Raw genomic sequence first — 22643 nt, forward strand, 5'->3', positions numbered from 1 at the left:
ACCCCCGCTATCACCGAAGGAACACGCCGATGAGGGCCGCGCTCAAGACCGCCGATGGCAGGTTCCAGGTTACCGAGGTCGAACGCCCGATCATTCCCACCGGCGATTTCGTGCTGGCGCGGGTTCGCGTCGCAGGCATTTGCGGCACCGATCTTCGTCACTGGAACAAGGCCGAGCCCGAACTCGAATGCCATATCGTCGGCCACGAGCTGGCCGGCGAAGTCGTTGAAGTCGGCGCCGACGTCACCAATTTGAAGCCCGGCGACCGGGTGGTGATCGAAACCGTGATGGGCGACGGGGTGTGCCCCTATTGCCGGATCCAGCGCTACAATATCTGCGAGCATCTGTACGACGTGCGGACCAAATATGTCTCGCGCGCCTATGGCGAATTCGTGTGCGGGCCGCAGAGCAAATTCTATCCGTTGCCCGATCATGTGAGCTTCGAGGAAGCCGCGCTGATCGACACCTTCTCGGTCTGCCTGCATGCGCATCATCGCGCCGGGGTCGGGGTGAATCAGAAGATCGCGATCATCGGCGCGGGGCCGATCGGGCTAGGCCAGTTGCAGCTTGCCAAATTGAGCGGCGCCGATGTGCTGATCGTCGATCGCGTCGCCAGTTCGCTTGAACTCGCGACCAAGCTGGGTGCCGATGTCGTGGTCGACACCAGCAAGGGCGAAGACGTGCTCGAGCGCGTCCTGGCGTTCGCCGGCGAGCGCGGCGCCGATGTGTGCTTTGAATGCGCTGGCGGCGAATCGATGGCCGAGACGCTGCCGCTCGCCACCAAGCTGGCGCGGCGTGGCGGCAAGGTGGTGGTGGTCGGGGGCTTCGACGCGGGCGAACTCAGCATCCCGCTCGAATGGCAGCGGATCCAGATGTCCGAGATCGAAATCGTGATGAGCGCTAGCTTCGCCTTCCACGACATCTATCCCGAACAGGGCATGGTGCTCCAGCTGCTCGCCGACGGGAAGCTCGACGCCGCCAGCCTGATCACCCATCGCTTCGACCTCGACCACATCAACGACGCGTTCGAGACCGCCGACGCCAAGGAGACCACCGGCGCGGTCTTCGTCGCCATCACGATTTCGTGAGCGTCGACCTGCTGGTCGGCACCGACGCCAGCATCGGCGGCACCGGCCTGCACCGGCTACGATTGTCGAACGACGGCAGCTTGCGCCGCGACGAGGTGCTCGCGGTCGCGCGCAATGCATCGTTCGCCACCTATTCGCCGCGCCATGACCTCTATTATCTGGTCGACGAACAGGCCGATGGCGCGCTCGGCGCGTATCGCGCGGGCGCCGATGGCTGGCAGCAGGTGGCGCAGGTCGCGACCTACGGCGCCGACCCCTGCTATGTCGCGCTCAACGCCGCGGAAGATCGATTGGCGGTGGCCAATTACGGCAGCGGCAGCATCGCGCTCTTCCGCCTCGATTCGTCGAGCGGGCGGCCGCTCGCGCCGCCGCAGATCCGCCATCACGCGGGCAGCGGGCCGGTCGCCGATCGGCAGGAGGGCCCGCACGCGCATTGCGTATGCTTCGCGCCCGATCAGCGATGGCTCTACCATGTCGATCTCGGCGCCGACGCGATCATGGCCTATCGCGCCGACCGGCGCGACGGACCGCTCGGCCCGGGCCAGCGCGCATACGACGCGCCGCCGGGATCGGGCCCACGCCATCTGGTGTTCCATCCCTCACACCCGCTCGCCCTGCTGGTGAGCGAGCTGGCGAACACGCTGACGATCCTCGCGGTTGGCGACGGCATGCTGACGCCGCTGCGCACGCTGTCGACGCTGCCTGAGGGCTTTACCGGCGAGAGCATCGCCGGGCATCTGTCGCTCGACCGGCGCGGCGAGCGCGCGTATGTTACCAATCGCGGGCACGACAGCATTGCCGTCTTCGCATGGAAATCGGACACCGATTTGGACATGCTGCAAGCCATTCCCAGCGGCGGGGCCTCGCCCCGTGCGTTCGCGCTGCTCGGAGCCGAACGGCTGCTGGTGCTTGCGAATGAAGACGGCGGCAACCTCACCCTCTTCGATCTTCGGCCCGACGGCACCCTGGCGGCGCGACCTGCCGCGATCCCCCTTCCCGGCGCGGTGTTTCCCTTCGTCCCGGGGCGATAACAGCCTTGCCCTCGCTATCCCCCCAGTCGCACGTCAGCGATGACGAGCGCGAAAGGGGGCTGCGGCTGCTGATCGTCGAAGCCGCCTTCTCGGGCGGCGCGACCGCGCTGACCACCGGCGTCATCCTCACCGCCTTCGCGCTCCATTTGGGCGCATCGAACACGATGATCGGGGTGCTCGCAAGCGCACCGTTCCTTGCGCAGCTGCTGCAGCTGCCCGCGATCCTGCTCGTCGAGCGGCTGCGCCAGCGCAAGCGGATCGCGGTGCTCACCAGCATCGTCGGGCGATCGATGCTCGCGATCATGGCGCTCACCGCCTTTTCGACCGGGATGCTGCCGCTGCTGATCCTGCTCGCGGCGCAGTTCACGCTGTGCGGGTTCGGCGCGGTCGGCAGCTGCGCGTGGAACACCTGGCTGCGCGATCTCGCGCCCGAGAACCGGCTCGGCCAGGTAATGGCCAAGCGCACCATCTGGCTGACAGCAATTAACCTCGCGCTGGGAGTGGCGGCGGCGATCGCGCTCGATGTCACCGACGCGCAGTCGCTGGCGCGCGACCTGGTGTTCGCGGGAATGTTCCTCATTGGCTGCATCGCCGGTCTGATAAGCGCGCGGATGGTCAGCGCGATGCCCGAACCCGCGATGCCCGAACGTGGCGACCGGGTGAGCCTGGTCGCCTTGCTGACGCCACCGCTGCGCGACCGCAATTTCAAGCGGCTGCTGATCTTCGTCGCCAGCTGGCAATTCGCGGTCAACCTCGCGACGCCCTTCTTCACCGTCTTCATCGTCCGCCAACTAGGCTTCGACGCCAGCTTCGTGATGGCGCTCAGCGTCGTCAGCCAGGTCGCCAACATCCTGGTGCTGCGCTATTGGGGCGAGCTGAGCGACCGGTTCGCCAACAAATCGGTGCTCGCGATCTGCGCGCCGATCTACATCTTCTCGATCGTCGCGATGGTCGGCGCGTCGCAGATTGGTGACCGTGGCATGGTGAAGCTGTGGCTGATCTTGCTGCACCTGGCGATGGGCGCGTCGGTTGCCGGGGTGACGCTGGCGGTGACCAACATCGCGCTGAAACTCTCGCCCCGCGGCAGCGCGACCGCCTATGTCGCGGTGAGTGCCACGGTCACCGCGATCGCCGCGGGCACCGCGCCGATCCTGGGCGGGCTGCTCGCCGACTTCTTCGCGCAGCGCCGGCTCGAACTTCTGGTGCGCTGGTCGAGCCCGCAATCGAGCTTCAGCGTGCCGATCCTGCTGACCAGCTGGGACTTTTACTTCCTGCTCGCCGGGCCGATCGGCATGTACGCGATCCACCGGCTGTCGCTGGTGCAGGAGCAGGGCGAGATCGAGCCGCGTGAGATGATGACCGAGATGCTCAACAACACCCGCCGCAGCATCCGCAACATCTCCTCGGTCGCCGGCTTGCGCGCGGCGACTTTCGTCCCCGTGTCGCTGCTGCGCGACGGCCGTATTGCGCTGCGCGCGCGCCGCGCGGCGAAACGCGAAGTCAAGCCGGAGGACGGTTCGGTCTAACCAAGTGCGCTCGGATCGCGCGCGGCGCGGTTCGCAGTCGCCATATTGTCGCGGGTGAATGCGACACCACATAAGCCCGGATGAACGACCAGACCAAGGCAACGGTGACGGCGATGCTCGCCAAGGCACCCGAATGGGTGCGCACCGACCTCTCCGCAAAGGACCCCAGCGTCCGGACGCGCGCTGAGGAAACCCTCGCCGCGATGATCGCCAGCGCGCTCGAAGCGGCCGACCTTACACCGGACTGAGCGCGTCTCGGCCATTAATGGCCCGTCGCCATATACTTAACAATCTCGAACCGATGGACATCTGGGGCTGGATGATCTTGGCGGTCAATATCGTCGAACGTGAAAGTCCTTCTTCACGTCGCATTGGCAAAATTACATCATCGTTGAAGATCGGTCGACATTTGAATTGCATTCGATATGGATGTTGACAGAGTCGCTGTAACAGCGATCACGATTCCATCTCAATCGGAGGCCAACATGGCAGAAGACGTGCAACTAAACGCAGTGGACCTTGCGACCGAACTCACCATCGCATGGCTCGGTAACCAGAATAACCGCGCCGCCGCCGAAGACGTTCCGGCCTTTCTGCGCACGATGCACGCGACGGTGATCGAGCTCGCCAATGGTGCCCCCGATGCGAACGCCGAAGAACCCGCCGAGGCCGCGCCGACCGAATATGTTCCAGCGGTTTCGGTGCGTAAATCATTGGGATCGAAGGATCACATCCTTTCGATGATCGACGGCAAGCCCTACAAGACGCTGCGCCGGCATCTCAATACGCACGGCATGACTCCCGAGGAATATCGCGCGCGCTATAACCTCAAGGCCGATTACCCGATGGTTGCCGAAACCTATTCCGAAGCGCGCCGCGCGATGGCCAAGAAGATAGGCCTGGGCAGCAAGGGCCGCCAGGCACGCGCATCGGCCGCGCAGGCTCCGGGCGACGCCGCCAAGCCCGCACCGCGCAAGCGCACCAAGGCTGCCGGCTGACCCGCCTGGCGCGGGCGACCGCCCGCGTCATTCCTTATGGCGACACCCCGCCGGTGCTCCGGCGAGGTTGGCCACCCACGTTTCTGCTGCCCCGGCCGCAAGCCCGATAAATTTGTTACCGGCATTTGACGGATCGCGTTCGCCTCGCGATGCTTGGCGCGATCCGGCTGCTTCGGCATCGTCCGGGCTCGCTTCGAGCCTTGCAGTCGGCGTGATCAAGTCGGGGGTGGAGATACGCCGTGGATAGACGTCAATTTCTTGCTGCTTGCGGTGTCGGCGCGGGCGGCATGCTGCTGCCGGGGTTCAGCGGCCATGCGATCGCTGCCGAGCAGCTGGTCGATCCGATCGAGGCTGCGGTAAAGCGCAAGCTCGCCGATGCCGGGCTGTCGGCGGCATCGCAGGGCGGTGCCAGCTATTGCGACGTCCGCGTCGGGCGGTACCTGCGCCAGTTCGTGCTGACGCGCGAAGCCAATGTGCAGAATGTGGTCAACACCGAATCCTCGGGCGTCGGCGTCCGCGTCATCGCCGACGGGGCGTGGGGCTTTGCCGCGACCAACACGATGACCCCCGAGGCGGTGGCCGAGGCGACCCGCCTGGCAATCGCGATCGCGCGCGCCAATGCCAAGAGCCAGACCGCACCGGTCCGGCTCGCGCCGGCCAAGGGCGTCGGCGAGGTGAGCTGGCGCACGCCGATCCAGCGCAACGCGATGGAAGTGCCGCTCAAGGAAAAGGTCGACCTCCTGCTCGGCGTCAACGCCGCGGCGATGGGTGCGGGCGCGAGCTTCGTCAATTCGCAGCTGTTCCTGGTCAACGAGCAGAAATATTTCGCGAGCTCGGACGGGTCGTACATCGACCAGGACGTCCACCGCATCTGGGCACCGTTCACCGTCACCGCGATCGACAAGGCAACGGGCAAGTTCCGCTCGCGCGACGGCCTCTCGGCGCCGATGGGGCTGGGCTATGAATATCTCGCGGGCAACGCCGCCGACAAGGTACGCTCGCCCAACGGCGTCATCAGCTACAACAAGTCGTACGACATGCGCGAAGACGCGGTCGCGGCGGCGCGCCAGGCGCAGGAAAAGCTCAAGGCGCCCTCGGTCAAGCCCGGCCGCTACGACCTGGTGCTCGATCCCAACCATCTGGGGCTCACCATCCATGAATCGGTCGGCCATCCGCTCGAGCTCGATCGCGTGCTCGGCTATGAAGCCAATTACGCCGGCACCAGCTTCGCGACGCTCGACAAGCGCAAGGAGCGGTTCAAATATGGCAGCGACATCGTCAACATCGTCGCCGACAAGATGCAGCCGGGCAGCCTGGGCGCGGTCGGCTATGACGATGAAGGCATCAAGACCAAGCGCTGGCCGCTGATCCAGGACGGCCGCCTGGTCGATTACCAGGCGACGCGCGATCAAGCGCATATCCTGGGCAAGACCGAATCCGATGGCTGTTCCTATGCCGACAGCTGGTCGACGGTGCAGTTCCAGCGGATGCCCAACGTCTCGCTGCAACCCGGCAAGGCCAAGCTCAGCCTGAACGACATGATCGCCGGGGTCGACAACGGCATCTACATCCTTGGCCGCGGGTCGTTCTCGATCGACCAGCAGCGCTATAACGCGCAGTTCGGCGGCACGCTGTTCTACGAGATCAAGAACGGCAAGATCACCCAGCCGATCGAGGATGTCGCGTATCAGATGCGCACTCCTGAATTCTGGGCTGCGTGTTCAGGGATTTGCGACCAGAGCGATTATCGCCTGTTCGGGTCGTTCTTCGACGGCAAGGGGCAGCCGAGCCAGGTTTCGGCGGTCAGCCACGGGTCGGCGACGACCCGCTTCGACGGCATCAACGTCATCAACACCGCGCGCGCGCTCGGTTGAACGGTACGCGGGGAGAACACGACAATGGCAATCATGACCGAGGCCGAGGCCAAGACGATCCTCGACAAGGTGGTCGCGCTGGCGACCGCCGATGAATGCACCGCGCAGCTGACCGGATCGGACCAGGGCAATATCCGCTTCGCGCTCAACAACGTCTCGACCAGCGGCGCGGTGAGCAACACCGATCTGGCGGTGCAGGTGGCGTTCGGGCGGCGCGTCGGCACCGCGACGATCAACGAGTTTTCGGATGCCGCGCTCGCACGCGTCGTCCAGCGCGCCGAGGCGCTGGCCAAACTCGCGCCCGAAAGCCCCGAATTCGTGCCCGCGGTGGGCAAGCAGAGCTATCGCGCGACCAACACCTTCAGCCAGGCGACCGCGGCGATCACCCCCGATCAGCGCGCCGAGATCGCGCGCGCCTCGATCGCGCCGTGCCGCGCGGAGAAACTGATCGCCGCGGGGTTCCTCGAGGACGGCCAGAGCTTCGTCGCCTTTGCCAATTCGAACGGCAATTTCGGCTATCAGCGCGCAACGCTGATGGACTACACCTGCACCGTGCGGACCGAGGACGGGCGCGGTTCGGGCTGGGTCGGCAGCAATCTGCAGGACATCAGCGGCTTCAGCGCCGCGCGCGATGTCGATATCGCGATGCGCAAGGCGAGCGCCTCGGTCGAGGCACAGGCGCTCGAGCCCGGCAAATATACCGTCATCCTTGAACCCGCTGCCGCAGCGGGGTTGATCGGCTTCATGACGCGCTATTTCGATGCGCGGCAGGCCGATGAGGGCCGCAGCTTCCTGTCGAAGGCGGGCGGCGGCAACAAGATCGGCCAGCAGGTGTTCGACCCGCGCGTCGACCTCTATTCGGACCCGGCGCATCCCGGCCTCGCGACGATGCCGTGGGACGACGAAGGCCTGCCGCGCCAGCGCCAGTCCTGGGTCGAAAAGGGCCGCGTCACCGACATGATGTATTCGCGCTTCTGGGCGCAGAAGCAGGGCAAGACCGCGCGCGGCATGCCGGGCAATCTGATCATGGCGGGCGGCACCAAATCGACCGCCGACCTGGTCCGCGAAACCGAGCGCGGCGTGCTCGTCACGCGCACCTGGTATATCCGCATGGTCGATCCGCAGACCGTGCTGCTCACCGGCCTGACGCGCGACGGCACCTTCTATATCGAGAACGGCCAGATCAAATATCCGCTGAAGAATTTCCGCTTCAACGAATCGCCGGTCATCATGCTCAACAATATCGACGAGCTGGGCCGTCCGGTGCGCGTCAGCGACGAGGGCGGGTTGCAAATGATGATCCCGGCGATGCGGCTGCGCGACTTCACCTTCACCTCGCTGTCGGACGCGGTGTAGGATCGGGGTGCGGCAGTCGATCTTGTCCGTTCGTGCCGCACCTGCAGCGCTCAGGCTGTTCGCGTCGTATCCAGGGGCACTGCGTCACCCCGGACTTGGTCCGGGGTCCACGGCGCCGCAAGGCACGCGGGTTCAAAGTTTGCGGGACGGTGGACCCCGGAACAAGTCCGGGGTGACGAAAGGTTTAGGGTCGGCCCCATGCCGATGACCCGTGCGCAATTCCTCCGGCTGCTCGGCGGCAGCGCGATCGCCGCCGCGCTGCCTTCGGTGGCGAGCGCGGCGCCCGAATACGATTTCTGGTTCACCCGGCTACGCTATGATTCGGGCGACTGGGACGTCGATCAGCGGATGCCCGCCAACATCCTCACCTCGCTGGTCGACTATACCAACCTGCGCATCGATCCGCGCGAGCGCGTCGTTCGCCTGTCCGACCCGGCGATGCTGCGCGCGCCCTTCTGCTATCTCGCGGGGCACAAGCTGGTCGATTTCAGCACCGCCGAGGCGGCCAATTTCAAGGCCTATGTCGAAAATGGCGGCTTCGTGTTCGTCGATGATTGCAACCACGATATTGACGGCCTGTTCGCCAAGTCGTTCGAGCGCCAGATGGCGAAGCTCTTCGGTGCCGACCCGCTGAAGAAACTGCCCAACACCCACCCGATCTATTCGAGCTTCTTCAAGTTCGAAGGGCCGCCCGCCACCAGCTTCGAGCTGAACGGCTGGGGCGACGATCTCGTTCATGATTACCTCAAGGGCTACACCGCCAATGGCCGGCTCGGCATCCTGTACAGCAACAAGGATTATGGTTGCGAATGGGATTATGACTGGCGAAACAAGCGCTTCCTGGCCGAAGACAATACCAAATTGGCGGTCAACATCATCGTCTACGCGCTGACCGTCTGACCCCCTGCCCGCACCCGGAGCCCTGATGACCGATACCCCAAGCGAAGCCGACCTTGCCGCGCGGATCGATGCGATCGCGCGGCTGCGCGTCGAAATCGGCCGTGCGATCATCGGCCAGCACGACGTCGTCGAACAATTGCTGATCGCCCTGTTTGCCGGCGGCCATTGCCTGATCGAGGGGGTGCCGGGGCTCGGCAAGACCCTGCTCGTGCGCACCTTGGGCGAAGCCTTGTCGCTCGAATTCCGCCGCGTCCAGTTCACCCCCGATCTAATGCCGAGCGACATTTTGGGCACCGAATTGCTCGAAGAGGATCACGGCACCGGCCATCGCCATTTCCGCTTCCAGAAAGGCCCGGTCTTCACCAACCTCTTCCTGGCGGACGAACTCAACCGCACCCCGCCCAAGACCCAGGCGGCGCTGCTCGAGGCGATGCAGGAACACAGCGTCAGCTATGCCGGCGTCACCCACCGCCTCTCCGAGCCGTTCTTCGTGCTCGCGACGCAGAACCCGATCGAACAGGCGGGCACCTATCCGCTGCCCGAGGCGCAGCTCGACCGCTTCCTGCTCAACATCCGCGTCGATTATCCGACCGAGGCCGAGGAACGCGCGATCATTACCCACACCACCGGCGCGGCGGGCACGCGCGTCGAGGCGGTGATGCACGCCGAAGACATTGTCCAGATCCAGTCATGGGTGCGCCAGGTGCATGTCAGCGACGCGCTGCTCGGCTGGGTCACGGCGTTGGTGCGCGCCACCCGGCCCGGCCCCACCGCGCCCGCCGCGATCAACCACTATGTCCGCTGGGGTGCTGGCCCGCGCGCGGGGCAGGCGCTGATCCTCGCCGCCAAGGCACGCGCGATGCTCGAAGGGCGGCTGGCGGCGACGCGCGAGGACATCGCCGCCTTGGTCGCGCCGGTGCTTCGCCACCGCATCCTGCTGTCCTTCGCTGCCGAGGCCGAGCGCCGCTCGCCCGACGACGTCATCGCCGATCTGCTCGCCGCGATCCCAGCGCCCGCCTGACCTTGCCCGTGTCGCCGCTCGATCTTCCGCACGACGTTCGCCGCCGGCTGGCGCGGCTGTCGATCGTGCCGCGCGGGCGCAGCGGGCTCGGCGGCGTCGGCATCCATGCCAGCCGAAATCGCGGCACCGGGATGGAGTTCGCGCAATACCGCCCGTACGAGCGCGGCGACGAATTGCGCTCGATCGACTGGAAGCTCTACGCGCGCTCGGACCGCTTCTTCGTGCGCGATGCCGAGCGCGAAAGCCCGCTCGCGGTATGGATCATCCTCGATGCCAGCGCATCGATGGCGCAGGCCGATCTCGCCACTCCCGGCTGGTCGCGCTTCGACGCCGCGCGCCGCCTCGCCGCCGCGATCGCCGCAGTCGCGCTGGCGCAGGGCGACCGGTTCGGGCTGATCGTCGAAGGCGGCGGCGCACCGATCGTCGTCGCCCCCGGCAGCGGCCCGCGCCACCGCGACCGGCTGCATCTCGCGCTCGCGCCGCTTGCCGCCACCGGCGTCGCCGACTGGGAAGGCGCGCGCCAGCGGCTGGGCGAGCGCATCGGCCGCGACGATGTCGCGATCGTGCTGACCGACGGCTTCGACGAAGCTTGTATCGCCACGATCGAGGCGCTCGCCGCGTCGGGCCGCGACCTGTGCACAATCCGGCTCCTCACCGCCGATGAGCGCGATTTCCCCTTCGACAGCGGCTATCGCTTCACCGACGTCGAAGGCGGTGCGAGCGTGATCGGAGACGGGCCGGCGTTACGCGAGGACTATCTGGCGCGCTTCGCCGCCGCGCGCGCCGCGCAGGAAGCACGGCTCGAAGCCGCAGGGGTGCGCCACACCGAAAGCTTCGTCGACCGGCCTGCCGACGAATCGATCGCGGCGTTGTTCGACCGCCGCACCCGCCGATGACGCCGGAGCTGCTCGCCCCGCTCGGCCTGTTGGCGCTGGCGTCGATCCTGCTGCCGATCGCGATCCATCTGGCGCGGCGGACCGAGATGCGGCCGGTCGACTTCGCCGCGCTACGCTGGCTCGACGCGCGTCCGCGCCCGCGGCAGCGCTTACGGATCGACGAATGGCTGCTGCTGGCGACGCGGATCCTGTTGCTGGCGCTGGTCGCGATCCTGCTGGCGGGACCGATCATGTGGGGCGCCGAGGATCGCCGCGCGGTCGTCGCGGTGTTTCCCGGCATAGCGGCACCGGCAATCGGCGAAGACGTGCGCGGGGTCTGGCTCGCCCCGGGCTTCCCCTCGGTCGCCGAGGTTTCGCCGCCGCGCCCCGAACGCCCCGCCACGCTGATCCGCCGGCTCGATGCTGCGCTTGCGCCGGGGGTAAAGCTGACGATCATCGTGCCGCCGGTGCTGGGCGACCTCGATGCCGAGCGCCCGCGATTGTCGCGCGAAGTCACCTGGCGCGTAGTCGATGCGCCGGTTCCCGCTGCCGCGCCGACGGTGGCACCGCCGATCGCGATCCGCCATGCCCCGTCGATGCGCGGCGCAGTCCGCTATTTCCGCGCCGCGGCCACTGCCCTGGCACCGCCTGATCGTCTGTCCGACATTGCCACCCTCGACCAACCGATACCGTCGGCAATCCGACACATCATATGGATCGATAGCGGCGAACTTCCCGCCCCGATCCTCGATCTAGCCGCAGACGGCGCAACCGTGCTCGTGGGAAGCGACACCTTGCTCGCGCTCGACGCCCCCCCGCGCACCGTCTGGCGCGACGCCGAAGGCCAGCCGCTCGCGACCGAGCAGCGCCACGGCAAGGGCCGCGTGCTTCGCCTGACACGCCCGATCGACCCCGCCGCAATGCCGATCCTGCTCGACGCGACCTTCCCCGATAGCCTCGCCCAGCTGCTCTACCCCGCCCCGCCGCCCGCGCGGGCGGCTGCCGCCGATCATGCGCCGCTGACGGGTCCCCCCGCCTGGCCGCAACCGCCGCTCGACCTCGCGCCGTGGTTCGCGCTGGCGATCGCATTGGTCTTCGCGATCGAGCGCCTGCTCGCGACCCGCCCGCGCCGGGTGATCGCATGATCGAACGCCCGATCCTCGACCGGCACCGCCGCGGCGCGAAGATACGCGTGCTGCTCGACAGCGCCGCGGTCGCGCTCCCGCTGACGCTCGGCGCGGCGGCGATCGGCTGGCGGCTGGGCGGCGTCGCGGCGGCGATGGCGGCGTTGCTCATCGGCGCGGCGGTACTGGCAGTGATCGCATGGCGACGCGGCCAGCGCTTCGACCGGCCGTGGCTGGTGTCGCGGCTCGACGCCGAGGTTGCCGCGTTCGAGGACAGCAGCGCCCTCCTGTTCGCGCCCGCAGATACGCTGCCCGGCTTTGCAGGCCTCCAACGCCGCCGGATCGAGGCACGGATCGATGCCGCGCAACCGCTCGACCTGCGAACCCCCTGGTCTGGGCGTATGATCCTGGCCGCCTGGATCGCGGGTGTCGCGCTGGTGCTCGCGGCTTGGCTCTGGCCCGATCCCCGCAACCCTGTCCCCCCGCAGCCGACCGCGACGCCCGCCACCATCGCCGGCCCGCCGCGCCTGACCGCCGCCAGCCTGCGGATCGAGCCGCCCGCCTATACCGGGCTCCCGACGCGCGAGCAGACCAGCCTCGACGCACGCGTTCCGGAAGGATCGCGGGTCAGCTGGTCGCTTGCCTTCGCGCCCGACCCCGCCGCCGCGACGATCGCCTTCCCCGGCAGCGCGAGCGTTCCACTAACCCGCAGCGGCGCGCGCTGGACCGCCGCCCACGCCGCCGCCCGCCCTGCCTTGTACCGGATCGAAGCCCCCGGCCTCCCCCGCCAACGCCTCCATCGCATCGAAACCATCGCCGACACGCCCCCCACCATCCGCGCGATCACCCCGCCCGAGCAGCTCGCCACCGTCACCCCAGGCCAACGCAGCTGGACCCCGGTGTTCGAAGCGACCGACGATTACGGCGTCGCCGCCGGCGCGGTGCTGCGGATCACCGTGACTGCGGGCGAGGGCGAGAACATCACCTTCACCCAGCGGACGACGACGCTGGCGGGCAGCGGCCCCGCCCGCCGCCGCCGCTTCGCCGCCACGCTCGACCTGGCGCGCGAAGGCCTCGCCCCGGGCGGCGACCTCATCGCGCAGCTCATCGTCGCCGACAATCGTTCGCCCACGCCGCAGCGCGTCGAGGGGCCGAGCGTGATCCTGCGCTGGCCTGCCGATCTGGCGCTCGCCGACGGGCTCGACGGCATGGCGCAGCCGGTGATGCCCGCCTATTTCCGCAGCCAGCGCCAGATCATCATCGATGCCGAAGCCCTGATCCGCGATCGCGCGCGGCTCGACGCCGACGCCTTCGCCACGCGATCGAACGCGCTCGGCGAAGACCAGGCGATCCTGCGGCTGCGCTATGGCCAGTTCGTCGGCGAGGAGGCCGAGGGCGGAGGATCGACCGGCGGCATCGCGCTGCCCACCAACGACGTGCCCGCCTTGCCCACCAACGACAGCCCCGCGCTGCCGACCAACGACGCGCCGGCCCCCGAAGCGCAGGAGCGGCAGGACCCGACGCTGGGCGACGGGCATTCGGCGGACGACGGCCACGATCACACAGCGCCCGGCGGCGCGTTCGATGCCGCGCGCAGCTTTGGTCATGTCCATGACGATAGCGACGCCTCGACGCTCTTCGCTCCGGGGACGCGAACGACGCTCGCGCAGGCGCTCGACGCGATGTGGTCGTCGGAGCGTGAGCTACGCCAGGGCGACCCACGCGCCGCATTGCCCCACGCCAACCGCGCACTCGCCTTCCTCAAGGAAGCGCAGCAGGCAACGCGCATCTTCCTGCCGCGGGTCGGCGCCGAGCTGCCGCCGATCGACCTCACCCGCCGGCTCTCGGGCGATCGCGAAGGCATCGTCGCGCGGCGGCTGCCGCAAGCCGTGCGCCCCGACCCCGAGACTATTCTCGCCGATTCATGGCGCGCGCTCGCCGACACCCCTGGCAAGCGTCCCCCGCTCCAGCTCGGCGCGCTCGATCGTTGGGTGCGCGCCAATGGCGGCAAGCTCGCCGATCCGCTGGCGCTACGGGCGGCGATCGACACATTGCGCGGCGAACCCGGCTGCGGCGAGTGTCGTGCCCAGCTGCGCGCGTTGCTGTGGCGAGCGATCGAGCCACCTGTCGCCGCGATCAAGCGCCGCGCGACCCCGCGCGCGATCGGCCGCCGCTATCTCGAGGCGCTGCGATGACCGGCGGCGCCTTCACCTGGAGCCTGATCGCGGTCGGCGGATCGCTGCTGGTGGCAAGCTGGCTGTTGGTGCGCCGGGGGCTCGGGCCGCGAAGGCTGGTGCCGCTATTGGCGTTGCAATGGCTGGCCAGCGCGGCGTTGCTGTTGTTCCTGTTCCCGCCGAGCGTGCGGATCGGCGGTGGTTCGCTGGCCGTCGTCACCAGCCCGATCGCGGCGGTTCCGACGGGTAACGTCGTGAGCTTGCCCGAAGCGGGCAGCGTGCCGGGCGCCAAGCCGGTGCCCGATTTCGCCGCCGCGATCGCGAGCGTTCCTGCGGGCACGCCGATCGAGCTGCTGGGCCTGGGACTGGTCGAGCGCGACCGGATCGCGGTCGCCAACCCGCTGCGCTTCAACCTGCCCCCACAGCCCGCGGGCATCGTCGCGATCACCTTCCCTGAACCCACCGCCCCCGGTGCGGGCTTCGTATTCGGGGGTCAGGCAAGCGGCCTGGCCGGCGGCACGGTCGAGCTGCTCGATCCGGCAGGCACCCGCGCCGCGCGCGTCCCGATCGGCACCGACGGCCAATTCGCGCTGTCGGGCATCGCGCCGGTCGCCGGCACCGCGTTGTTCACGCTGGTGGCGCGCAACCGATCGGGCGGTATCGTCGAACGGCTTGCGATCCCGGTCGACAGCCGCGAACCCACCCCGCCGCGGCTGCTGATCCTCGCCGGCGCCCCTTCGGCCGAGGTGCGCCAATTGCGCCGCTTCGCCGAGGATGCGGGGATCGAGGTCACGCTTCGCGTCGATCTCGGTGCCGGGTTGCAGACCGGCGATGCGCCGGTCGCGATCGACCGTGCGACCCTCGCCCGAACCGACCTGCTGGTGATCGACGATCGACGCTGGGAGCGCCTGGGTAGCGGCGAGCGCGGGGCGATCGGTTCGGCGGTTTCGGGCGGGATGGGGTTGCTCCTGCGGCCCACCGGCCCGCTTCCCGCCGGGGTGCGGCGCGACTGGGCGGCGCTCGGCCTCGCGGTTTCGGGAGGCGATGCCAGCCTGCCGGTGCGGATCGACGACACCCCCGACGCACTGCCGCTCGCGCGCCGCAACCTCAGCATGGGCGGCGACGACGCGGTGACGATGCTGCGCGATTCGGCGGGCGAGGCGATCGCGACATGGGCCCCGCGCGGTCGCGGTCGCGTTGGGATATCGAGCATCACCGACAGCTATGCGCTCGCGCTCACCGGCGCGCCCGAACGTTACTCGGCGCTGTGGAGCGTGATCTTCTCGACATTGGCGCGCGAAGGCGAAGCCGCACCGCCGCGCCTGTCGGCGCTGGTTCGCGCGGGCGAACGCGGCGTGGTGTGCGGGTTGACCGAAGACGCCCAACTGCTCGCCCCCGATGGCGGCACGAGCCGCTTGTTGGTCGATCGCGCCGCCAAGGATTGCGCCGCCTTCTGGCCGCTACAGGCCGGCTGGCATGTGGTCCGCGGCCCAAGGGACCGCGAGACGGCACTTTACGTTCATCCCACCGACGCTGCACCCGCGCTCGCGGCTGCGCAGCGGCGCGAGGCGACGTTGGCGTTGATCGGAACGCTATCGGGCGAGGCTGCCGAACGATCGGCCCCGGGGCCGCGCTGGCCGTGGTTCTTGTTCCTGCTAGCGCTGCTTGCGCCGCTGTGGTGGCTCGAACGACGGCGCGTGCCCACTATTTAGCGCCAAGCCTCCTTCCGTTCGCACTGATCTCGTCGAAGTGCCGTTCTTATTTGCCATGTTGGCAAGAAGGACAGTGCTTCGACAGGCTCAGCACGAACGGGGTGAGGGCAGCGCTCGCATACGGACCCTACGCCCTCGCTACAGCCACCTTTGCCTGCCCCATCGCCAGCAAATCGCGCGCCACCGCCTCGGCCACCTTGATGCCGTCGACCGCTGCCGACAGGATTCCCCCGGCATAGCCCGCCCCCTCGCCCGCCGGGTACAGCCCCGCGGTGTTGAGGCTCTGGAAATCCTCGCCTCGGGTGATCCGCAGCGGCGAGGAGGTCCGCGTCTCGACCCCGGTCAGCACCGCGTCGGGATGGTCGTAGCCCGGGATTTCGCGCCCGAACGCCACCAACGCCTCGCGCATCGCGGTCACCACGAACTCGGGGAGGCATTCGGCGAGGTCGGTCAGCTTCACGCCGGGGCGATAGGAGGGGATGACGCTGCCAAGCGCGGTCGAGGGCCGGCCGGCGAGGAAATCACCCAATTTCTGCGCCGGCGCGCTGTAATCACCGCCCCCCGCCACATAAGCGCGCTCCTCCCAATGCCGCTGGAGCGCGATCCCCGCCAGCGGATGCCCCGGATAGTCGCGGTCGGGATCGATGCCGACGACGATCCCCGAATTGGCGTTGCGCTCGTTGCGCGAATATTGGCTCATGCCGTTGGTTGCGACTCGCCCAGGCTCGGAGGTCGCCGCCACCACGGTACCGCCGGGACACATGCAGAAGCTGTAGACGGTGCGTTCGTTGGCGCAGTGATGCGACAGGCTGTACGCTGCGGCGCCCAGATCGGGATGCCCCGCGCACGGCCCGAAGCGCGCACGATCGATCCACGATTGCGGATGCTCGATCCGCACCCCGATCGAAAACGGCTTGGCCTCGAGGAACACGCCGCGATCGTGCAGCATGTGGAAGGTGTCGCGCGCGCTGTGGCCGACCGCGAGCACCACCGGCCCCACCGCCATCGCCTCGCCGGTCTGGAACCGAAGCCCGCGCAGCCGCCGCGATCCATCGGCAGCCGTCTCGACATCGATGTCCTCGACACGGTGCCCGAAGCGATATTCGCCGCCCAGCGCCTCGACGGTGGCGCGCATGCTCTCGACCATCGTCACCAGCCGGAAGGTGCCGATATGCGGATGCGCCTCGGTGAGGATTTCGGGCGGGGCGCCAGCCTTGACGAATTCGGTCAGCACCTTGCGGCCCAGATGGCGCGGGTCCTTGATCTGGCTCCACAATTTGCCGTCGGAGAAGGTGCCCGCCCCGCCCTCGCCGAACTGCACGTTCGATTCGGGGTTCAGCTCGCTTCGTCGCCACAGCCCCCAGGTATCCTTGGTACGTTCGCGCACCACCTTGCCGCGATCGAGGATGATCGGGCGGAACCCCATCTGCGCCAGCATCAGCCCCGCGAACAACCCGCACGGCCCCGCCCCTACCACCACCGGTCGCGGTCCGGCATAGTCGGCGGGTGCCTTGGCGACGAAGCGATAGCCGGTATCGGGGGTCGGATTGACGTGGCGATCGCGGCGGCAGCGTGCGAGCACCGGCGCTTCGTTGCGCAGCGTCACATCGACCGAATAGACGAACTGGATATCCATCTTGTCGCGCGCGTCGTGCGCCCGGCGCGCGATCGTGTAGCGGACCAGGTCGCGCGGGGTGATGCGCAGCCGATCGCGGATCGCGGTCGCCAACGCTTCTTCGGGATGGTGGATCGGCAGCTTGAGTTCGGTGATGCGCAGCATCGCCCGCCCTTAAGCGCTACCGCGCTCATACGAAAGCGCCGCGCTATGCACCGGCGATTGCTTGGCGTAGCCTGCAGCTGCAGCAATCGCCGGGGGCCGAACACGATGAAGCAGTTGATCTATCGATCGCAGCCGTTCGGGTTCGACGAGGCGATGCTCGCCGGCATCCTGTCGCAGGCGCGGCGCAACAACCGCCGCGACGACATCACCGGTGCGCTGATCTGCCGCCACGACCTGTATCTGCAGCTGATCGAGGGGCCGGCACCCGCAATCGACGCTTTGTTCGCGCGGATCCTGGGCGACGATCGCCACGGCGACGTCCAGCCACTGCTGAGCGACGAGGTGACCGATCGGATGTTCGGCGCCTGGGCGATGCTCGACGACGAAGCACCGTCGTTGTTCTGGTCCCCCGCCGACGTCGCAGCGGGCGCGCTCGAAGCCGCCAGCCCCGTGGACCTGCGCGCGGCATTTGCCCGGCTGCGGCGGCGAACGCTCGACTGAGCGCTGCGATCGCAACCCGCCACTGGACAAGCAGCCCGGCGCTTTCCTATCGGCGGGGCATGGCAATCATTGCCACGATCATGAACAGTACCACCGGCCAGCCCATCCAGAAGATGAGCTTCGGCCGGATGCCCAAGCCCTGGGCGTCCTTCAACCTCGAAACCGGCGAACTGGTGAAGGCCGACCGGATCGACGTCGGCAAGCCCGCGCCGGGCAAGTTCGTCGCGCCGGTATCGGTATGGGTCACCCCCAAGGCGTAAGTGCGGCCTGATCGTTCGTGCCAACCTCGGCTAGCCTGTGGAGGCGCGGCGCGATTGGATCACGGCAAAATCATCATGGGTTCAGCGCAAGCCGCGTCCTGCCGGCTGGTCGGCGATCAATCGATCGCAAGCGGCAGCAGCGTTTACGAATGCGATCAACACTCAAGCGTGCGAATTCGATTCGGGCGCCGGTCCAATAAGCTACCCGGAAAACCCTGCCGAACGGTCGGGGGGTGGTGGAGCCGAGGGGGATCGAACCCCTGACCTTTCGCATGCCATGCGAACGCTCTCCCAGCTGAGCTACGGCCCCACATCGTTGGGAAGGCGGCTCCACTAAGCGGGCCGCGATGCTTTGGCAAGCGGCGTTTTGCCGTGTGCCATCGAAAACCGCCCCGCCCCGATCCTGCGACCGAGACGGGGCGCGCACCTCAGGTTTCGTGCTCGTCGGCGGGGGTCTCGACGCCCAGATCCTCGTCACCGCCCAGGTCGACATCGTCGTCCGCGGGGGTGTCGTCGTCCTCGACGTCGATATCGTCGCCCAGGTCCGAATCCTCGGCCTTTTCCTTGACCGGTGCGGCCTTGGCCGCTTCGAACGGCAAGGGCTGCTTCGATTTCAGGATCGGCTCGGGGTTCCACGTCACGCCGCATGCGATGCAGCTGACCGGGTCCTCCTTGCCAAGATCATAGAAACGCGTTCCGCATTTCGGACAGGCCCGCTTCGTGCCCCATTCCGGCTTGATCATGCCGCAAGTCGCCTTTCAGAGATGTTTGATTTCGGAAGGATGCCTTCCGCAAAGTGGAGCGCGCCTTGCCATAGCGCGGGCGCGCTGTCAAAAGCCCGCCGCCATGTCGCACGCCACCCCCCTGCCCGTTTCGCCTTTGCCGGTCTCGATCGTCGCCCGAGGTCCGCTGCGCGGCGACGTCACGCTGCCCGGCGACAAATCGATCAGCCACCGCGCGCTGATGTTCGCCTCGCTCGCGGTCGGTCGCAGCCGGATCGAGGGGCTGCTCGAGGGCGAGGACGTGCTCGCCACCGCCGCCGCGATGCGCGCGATGGGCGCGACGATCGAACGCGATTCGGATGGCGTGTGGCAGGTCGACGGGGTCGGCGTCGGCGGGCTGCTCCAGCCCGTGCAGGCGCTCGACATGGGCAATTCGGGCACCTCGACGCGGCTGCTGATGGGACTGGTCGCCAGCCACCCGATCACCGCGACCTTCATCGGCGACGCATCACTGTCGTCGCGGCCGATGGGCCGGGTGATCGAGCCGCTGACGCAGATGGGCGCGGACATCACCGCCTCGCCCGGCGGCCGCCTGCCGCTGATGCTGCGCGGCCTCACGCCTGCGGTGCCGGTCGAATACACGCTGCCGGTCGCCTCGGCGCAGGTGAAGTCGGCGGTGCTGCTCGCGGGGCTCAACACCCCGGGCATCACCCGCGTCATCGAGCCGGTGCCGACGCGCGACCATAGCGAGCGGATGCTGGCGGGCTTCGGCGCCGAGCTGACCGTCGAGGAAGGCCCCGACGGCCGGATCATCTCGATTCGCGGCGAGGCCGAGCTGCAGCCGCAGGACATCCAGGTGCCGGGAGATCCTTCCTCGGCGGCGTTCTGGCTGGTCGCGGGATCGATCGTGCCCGGTTCGCACATCACGATCCGCAACGCCTGCATGAACCCCACGCGCACCGGACTGCTCCAGGTGCTGCGGATGATGGGCGCCGACATCACCGACACCAGCGCGCGCACCGTCGGCGGCGAACCCGTTGCCGATCTGGTCGTCCGCCACGCACCGCTGACTGCGATCGAGGTTCCCGCCGATATCGCGCCGAGCATGATCGACGAATATCCGATCCTGTTCGTTGCCGCCGCCTGCGCCACCGGGCGCACCGTCGCGCGCGGTGCGCACGAACTGCGCGTCAAGGAATCGGACCGGATCGCGACGATGGCGGCGGCATTAACCGCGATCGGCGTGTCGGTGACCGAGCATGACGACGGTCTGTCGATCGACGGGTCTGGCGGCGCGCGCCTGCCAGGGGGCGCTCAAGTCGCCTCGAAACTCGACCATCGTATCGCGATGAGCATGGCGGTGGCTGGACTTGTCGCGCGCGCGCCGATTTGCATCGACGATGCAAATCCGGTCGCAACCAGCTACCCCGCCTTTTTTGAAACGCTTGACGCCCTCGTGCGCGCAACCGATTGACCCCAGCATGATTATCGCCGTCGATGGACCCGCCGCCTCGGGAAAGGGCACGATCGCCCGCGCGCTTTCGCGCCATTTCGGGTTGCCGCATCTCGATACAGGGTTGTTGTACCGCGCGGTCGCGCAGCGCGTGATGGCCGAGGGGCTCGACCCGACGCGCGAGGCCGATGTGGTCGCGGTGTGCGACTTCGAAGACCGGCTGCTTGAGGATCCGGCGCTGCGCACCGATGAGGCGGGCAAGCTCGCCTCGGTGGTGTCGGCGCATCCGCTGGTGCGCGCGGCATTGCTCCAGCGCCAGCGCCGGTTCGCGCAGCAGCCTGGCGGCGCGGTACTCGACGGCCGCGACATCGGCACCGTCATCGCCCCCGACGCCGAAGTGAAGTTGTTCGTCAAGGCGACGCCGATGATCCGCGCGCAGCGCCGCCACTCGGAACTGCGCGCGCACGGCAGCAAGGTCAGCCTCGACAAGGTGCTGGGCGACATCCGCGCGCGCGACGATCGCGATGCGCGCCGCACCGAAGCGCCGATGCGCCAGGCCGCCGACGCAGCGTTGCTCGATACCAGCTTCCTGTCGATCGACGCCGCGGTCCAGCGCGCGATCGGGCTGGCCGAAGCGCGGATAGCAAACAGGGCCCAGACCTGAGCCACCAGCGCCAGGCGTCAGCCCGTTAACCCTTTCTTCGGCGCGCGCTCGTAAACGGGGGCGACATGACGCAATCGACCCGGACCTCGAAAGGCGGATTGCAGCGGCTCGACGCAATCGAACGCATCGCGATCACGGTCATCTATGCCTTCCTCCTGTATCGGTTCGCTGGCAGCGTCGGCGATAACCGGTTCAACCTGGCGTATCTCGTTGCCGAAGGCTTGGTCGTGGTCATGGTGCTCTGCCGGCGATCGACCGACCAGATCAGCATTGCACCCGCCGACTGGGCCGTAGCGTTTGGGGGTTCTTTCGTCGGCATGATGCTCGTACCTGCCAATCCACTGCCGGGCGTCCTGGCTTGGGCAGCACCAGCGGTAGTGACGGTCGGGCTGGTCGTCAGCATGCTGGCCAAGCTGCAGCTTCGGCGCAGCTTCGGTATCGTCGCGGCCAACCGGGGCATCAAGACCCGCGGAGTCTACGCCTTGGTGCGCCATCCCATGTATCTCGGGTATTTCCTGGTCTATTTCGGGACCGTCGCGATGAACGTGACGATCTGGAACATCGTCGTCGTCGGCCTTTGGACCGGTCTGCAGCTTGTCAGAATCGCCGCAGAGGAGCGGCTGTTGCGAACAGATCCAGCGTATCAGCAGCATAGCCGACTGGTGCGCTATCGCCTGTTGCCGGGCATCTATTGATCGATGCTGAGCGACGCGCTTTGGCTGCTGGGGTTTACCGCCCTGCTGTTCGTGCCGCTCGAACGGCTCTTGCCTCTGCATGGCGACCAACGCCTGCGACGGCCCGGATTGGCAACGGACCTGCTGCATGTGCTGCTGTCGGGCTTCATCATTCGTGCGGGTTTTGTCGTCAGCCTTTCCGGTATCGGCCTGATCACGGCTCGATTAATTCCCGACTCCATCGGCATGAGCGTCCGCTCGCAGCCGGACTGGCTGGAATTCGCGGAACTCTTCATCCTATCCGATTTGTGCTTCTACATTGCTCATCGCATCGTCCATGCGGTACCTGGGCTTTGGCGCTTCCACGCGGTACATCATTCCAGCGAACAGTTGGATTGGCTGGCGTCGTTTCGCGTTCACCCAGTCGATCAGATATTCAACGCAACGCTGATCGCGTTGCCGGGGATCGCGCTCGGTTTTTCGCACGAGACGCTGGTCCTGTATGCGTTGCTCTATCGCTGGCACGCGCTGCTGCTCCACTCGAACATTCGAATTGATTTGGGCCCGCTCAACAGCGTGATCGCTACGCCGCATTTCCATCATTGGCATCATGCCGATCAGACCGAGGCGCACGACCGCAACTTCGGTGGGCAGATCATCTTGTGGGATCGCCTTTTTCGGACTGCTTATGTGCCTCGGACTTTGCCGCAGCGATACGGCATCGGCGATTCCCTGCCTGGTGACTATATCGGCCAGTTGGCAGCACCGTTCAAACCAGTAGCGCCGGACAAAACGGAAAGCGTTACGGCCATGGTTCAGGTAGGCCCATCGCAAAAGCGCTGTTAGCTTGCGCCTTTGCCCTTGGCGGGCTATGCGCGCCGAGTCCAAAACGGGGACTATTGGGGAAGCG

Annotated in this window: 21 protein-coding genes and 1 tRNA gene; 19 read left to right on the plus strand and 3 right to left on the minus strand. The window is 67.5% G+C overall.

The annotated features are described in order from the left end of the window. The first annotated feature begins 29 nt into the window (after positions 1–29). The 13 genes from NMP03_RS06455 (at position 30) to NMP03_RS06515 (ending at position 15679) form a co-directional block, all read left to right on the plus strand. On the plus strand, positions 30–1088 hold the full coding sequence (locus NMP03_RS06455) for a zinc-dependent alcohol dehydrogenase (RefSeq protein WP_256507668.1): 1059 nt from the start codon (positions 30–32) through the stop codon (positions 1086–1088). Further along, complete coding sequence (locus NMP03_RS06460) at positions 1085–2119, plus strand: lactonase family protein (protein ID WP_256507669.1); 1035 nt, start codon at positions 1085–1087, stop codon at positions 2117–2119. The genes NMP03_RS06455 and NMP03_RS06460 overlap by 4 nt, the downstream gene beginning before the upstream one ends. Before the next feature lie 5 nt (positions 2120–2124). Beyond that, a complete protein-coding gene (locus tag NMP03_RS06465; protein ID WP_256507670.1) occupies positions 2125–3645 on the plus strand; it encodes an MFS transporter in 1521 nt (506 codons plus the stop codon). 80 nt (positions 3646–3725) lie between these two features. Further along, positions 3726–3893, plus strand: coding sequence for a DUF6771 family protein (locus NMP03_RS06470; protein WP_256507671.1), 168 nt, complete (start codon positions 3726–3728; stop codon positions 3891–3893). A 237-nt stretch (positions 3894–4130) separates the two neighbouring features. After that, the gene (locus NMP03_RS06475) at positions 4131–4643 is read left to right on the plus strand and encodes a MucR family transcriptional regulator (protein ID WP_256507672.1); all 513 of its coding nucleotides are present in this window, start codon (positions 4131–4133) and stop codon (positions 4641–4643) included. A gap of 239 nt (positions 4644–4882) precedes the next feature. Next, a complete protein-coding gene (locus NMP03_RS06480) occupies positions 4883–6517 on the plus strand; it encodes a TldD/PmbA family protein (RefSeq protein WP_256507673.1) in 1635 nt (544 codons plus the stop codon). Between the two features lie 24 nt (positions 6518–6541). Next, positions 6542–7873 (plus strand): TldD/PmbA family protein, encoded by a 1332-nt coding sequence (locus tag NMP03_RS06485; protein WP_256507674.1) that lies wholly within the window; start codon positions 6542–6544, stop codon positions 7871–7873. Between the two features lie 198 nt (positions 7874–8071). After that, on the plus strand, positions 8072–8773 hold the full coding sequence (locus tag NMP03_RS06490) for a DUF4159 domain-containing protein (protein WP_256507675.1): 702 nt from the start codon (positions 8072–8074) through the stop codon (positions 8771–8773). A 25-nt stretch (positions 8774–8798) separates the two neighbouring features. Further along, positions 8799–9794, plus strand: a complete 996-nt coding sequence (locus tag NMP03_RS06495; RefSeq protein ID WP_256507676.1) for an AAA family ATPase — start codon at positions 8799–8801, stop codon at positions 9792–9794. Positions 9795–9802: 8 nt separating this feature from the next. Next, on the plus strand, positions 9803–10690 hold the full coding sequence (locus NMP03_RS06500; protein ID WP_256508041.1) for a DUF58 domain-containing protein: 888 nt from the start codon (positions 9803–9805) through the stop codon (positions 10688–10690). Further along, complete coding sequence (locus NMP03_RS06505; protein WP_256507677.1) at positions 10687–11814, plus strand: BatA domain-containing protein; 1128 nt, start codon at positions 10687–10689, stop codon at positions 11812–11814. Before NMP03_RS06500 ends, NMP03_RS06505 begins: the two co-directional genes overlap by 4 nt. After that, entirely contained in the window at positions 11811–13988 is a 2178-nt protein-coding gene (locus NMP03_RS06510; RefSeq protein WP_256507678.1) for a DUF4175 domain-containing protein, read from the plus strand. The genes NMP03_RS06505 and NMP03_RS06510 overlap by 4 nt, the downstream gene beginning before the upstream one ends. After that, a complete protein-coding gene (locus NMP03_RS06515; protein ID WP_256507679.1) occupies positions 13985–15679 on the plus strand; it encodes a carboxypeptidase regulatory-like domain-containing protein in 1695 nt (564 codons plus the stop codon). Before NMP03_RS06510 ends, NMP03_RS06515 begins: the two co-directional genes overlap by 4 nt. A 127-nt stretch (positions 15680–15806) precedes the next feature. Here NMP03_RS06515 and NMP03_RS06520 read toward each other — a convergent pair whose 3' ends face one another. Then, positions 15807–17459, minus strand: coding sequence for an NAD(P)/FAD-dependent oxidoreductase (locus NMP03_RS06520; RefSeq protein WP_256507680.1), 1653 nt, complete (start codon positions 17457–17459; stop codon positions 15807–15809). 105 nt (positions 17460–17564) lie between these two features. Here NMP03_RS06520 and NMP03_RS06525 point away from each other — a divergent pair, with 105 nt between their 5' ends. Beyond that, complete coding sequence (locus NMP03_RS06525) at positions 17565–17960, plus strand: BLUF domain-containing protein (protein WP_256507681.1); 396 nt, start codon at positions 17565–17567, stop codon at positions 17958–17960. 59 nt (positions 17961–18019) lie between these two features. Beyond that, entirely contained in the window at positions 18020–18220 is a 201-nt protein-coding gene (locus NMP03_RS06530) for a hypothetical protein (RefSeq protein ID WP_256507682.1), read from the plus strand. 234 nt (positions 18221–18454) lie between these two features. Here NMP03_RS06530 and NMP03_RS06535 read toward each other — a convergent pair. Both NMP03_RS06535 and NMP03_RS06540 read right to left on the minus strand, forming a co-directional pair. Then, a tRNA-Ala gene (locus NMP03_RS06535) sits at positions 18455–18530 on the minus strand. A gap of 118 nt (positions 18531–18648) precedes the next feature. Further along, positions 18649–18963 (minus strand): FYDLN acid domain-containing protein, encoded by a 315-nt coding sequence (locus tag NMP03_RS06540; RefSeq protein ID WP_256507683.1) that lies wholly within the window; start codon positions 18961–18963, stop codon positions 18649–18651. 103 nt (positions 18964–19066) lie between these two features. On the opposite strand from NMP03_RS06540, the gene aroA reads away from it, so the two are divergent. The 4 genes from aroA to NMP03_RS06560 all read left to right on the plus strand — a co-directional run bounded on the left by aroA (position 19067) and on the right by NMP03_RS06560 (position 22579). Then, positions 19067–20416 (plus strand): 3-phosphoshikimate 1-carboxyvinyltransferase, encoded by a 1350-nt coding sequence (gene aroA / locus NMP03_RS06545; RefSeq protein WP_256507684.1) that lies wholly within the window; start codon positions 19067–19069, stop codon positions 20414–20416. 7 nt (positions 20417–20423) lie between these two features. Beyond that, on the plus strand, positions 20424–21059 hold the full coding sequence (gene cmk / locus NMP03_RS06550) for a (d)CMP kinase (RefSeq protein WP_256507685.1): 636 nt from the start codon (positions 20424–20426) through the stop codon (positions 21057–21059). Between the two features lie 65 nt (positions 21060–21124). Next, positions 21125–21754 carry a methyltransferase family protein gene (locus NMP03_RS06555; RefSeq protein ID WP_256507686.1) on the plus strand — a complete coding sequence of 210 codons (630 nt, stop codon included), beginning with the start codon at positions 21125–21127 and terminating at the stop codon, positions 21752–21754. A gap of 3 nt (positions 21755–21757) precedes the next feature. Beyond that, positions 21758–22579 carry a sterol desaturase family protein gene (locus tag NMP03_RS06560; protein WP_256507687.1) on the plus strand — a complete coding sequence of 274 codons (822 nt, stop codon included), beginning with the start codon at positions 21758–21760 and terminating at the stop codon, positions 22577–22579. The last annotated feature ends 64 nt before the right edge of the window (positions 22580–22643 follow it).

Source organism: Sphingomonas qomolangmaensis, assembly GCF_024496245.1.
Classification (GTDB): domain Bacteria; phylum Pseudomonadota; class Alphaproteobacteria; order Sphingomonadales; family Sphingomonadaceae; genus Sphingomonas; species Sphingomonas qomolangmaensis.

Coding starts and splice junctions, on each gene's coding strand:
- NMP03_RS06455 (WP_256507668.1), top strand. CDS start 30: ATGAGGGCCGCGCTCAAGACCGCCGATGGCAGGTTCCAGGTTACCGAG.
- NMP03_RS06470 (WP_256507671.1), top strand. CDS start 3,726: ATGAACGACCAGACCAAGGCAACGGTGACGGCGATGCTCGCCAAGGCA.
- NMP03_RS06475 (WP_256507672.1), top strand. CDS start 4,131: ATGGCAGAAGACGTGCAACTAAACGCAGTGGACCTTGCGACCGAACTC.
- NMP03_RS06485 (WP_256507674.1), top strand. CDS start 6,542: ATGGCAATCATGACCGAGGCCGAGGCCAAGACGATCCTCGACAAGGTG.
- NMP03_RS06490 (WP_256507675.1), top strand. CDS start 8,072: ATGCCGATGACCCGTGCGCAATTCCTCCGGCTGCTCGGCGGCAGCGCG.
- NMP03_RS06495 (WP_256507676.1), top strand. CDS start 8,799: ATGACCGATACCCCAAGCGAAGCCGACCTTGCCGCGCGGATCGATGCG.
- NMP03_RS06505 (WP_256507677.1), top strand. CDS start 10,687: ATGACGCCGGAGCTGCTCGCCCCGCTCGGCCTGTTGGCGCTGGCGTCG.
- NMP03_RS06510 (WP_256507678.1), top strand. CDS start 11,811: ATGATCGAACGCCCGATCCTCGACCGGCACCGCCGCGGCGCGAAGATA.
- NMP03_RS06515 (WP_256507679.1), top strand. CDS start 13,985: ATGACCGGCGGCGCCTTCACCTGGAGCCTGATCGCGGTCGGCGGATCG.
- NMP03_RS06520 (WP_256507680.1), bottom strand. CDS start 17,459: ATGCTGCGCATCACCGAACTCAAGCTGCCGATCCACCATCCCGAAGAA.
- NMP03_RS06525 (WP_256507681.1), top strand. CDS start 17,565: ATGAAGCAGTTGATCTATCGATCGCAGCCGTTCGGGTTCGACGAGGCG.
- NMP03_RS06530 (WP_256507682.1), top strand. CDS start 18,020: ATGGCAATCATTGCCACGATCATGAACAGTACCACCGGCCAGCCCATC.
- NMP03_RS06540 (WP_256507683.1), bottom strand. CDS start 18,963: ATGATCAAGCCGGAATGGGGCACGAAGCGGGCCTGTCCGAAATGCGGA.
- aroA (WP_256507684.1), top strand. CDS start 19,067: ATGTCGCACGCCACCCCCCTGCCCGTTTCGCCTTTGCCGGTCTCGATC.
- cmk (WP_256507685.1), top strand. CDS start 20,424: ATGATTATCGCCGTCGATGGACCCGCCGCCTCGGGAAAGGGCACGATC.
- NMP03_RS06555 (WP_256507686.1), top strand. CDS start 21,125: ATGACGCAATCGACCCGGACCTCGAAAGGCGGATTGCAGCGGCTCGAC.
- NMP03_RS06560 (WP_256507687.1), top strand. CDS start 21,758: ATGCTGAGCGACGCGCTTTGGCTGCTGGGGTTTACCGCCCTGCTGTTC.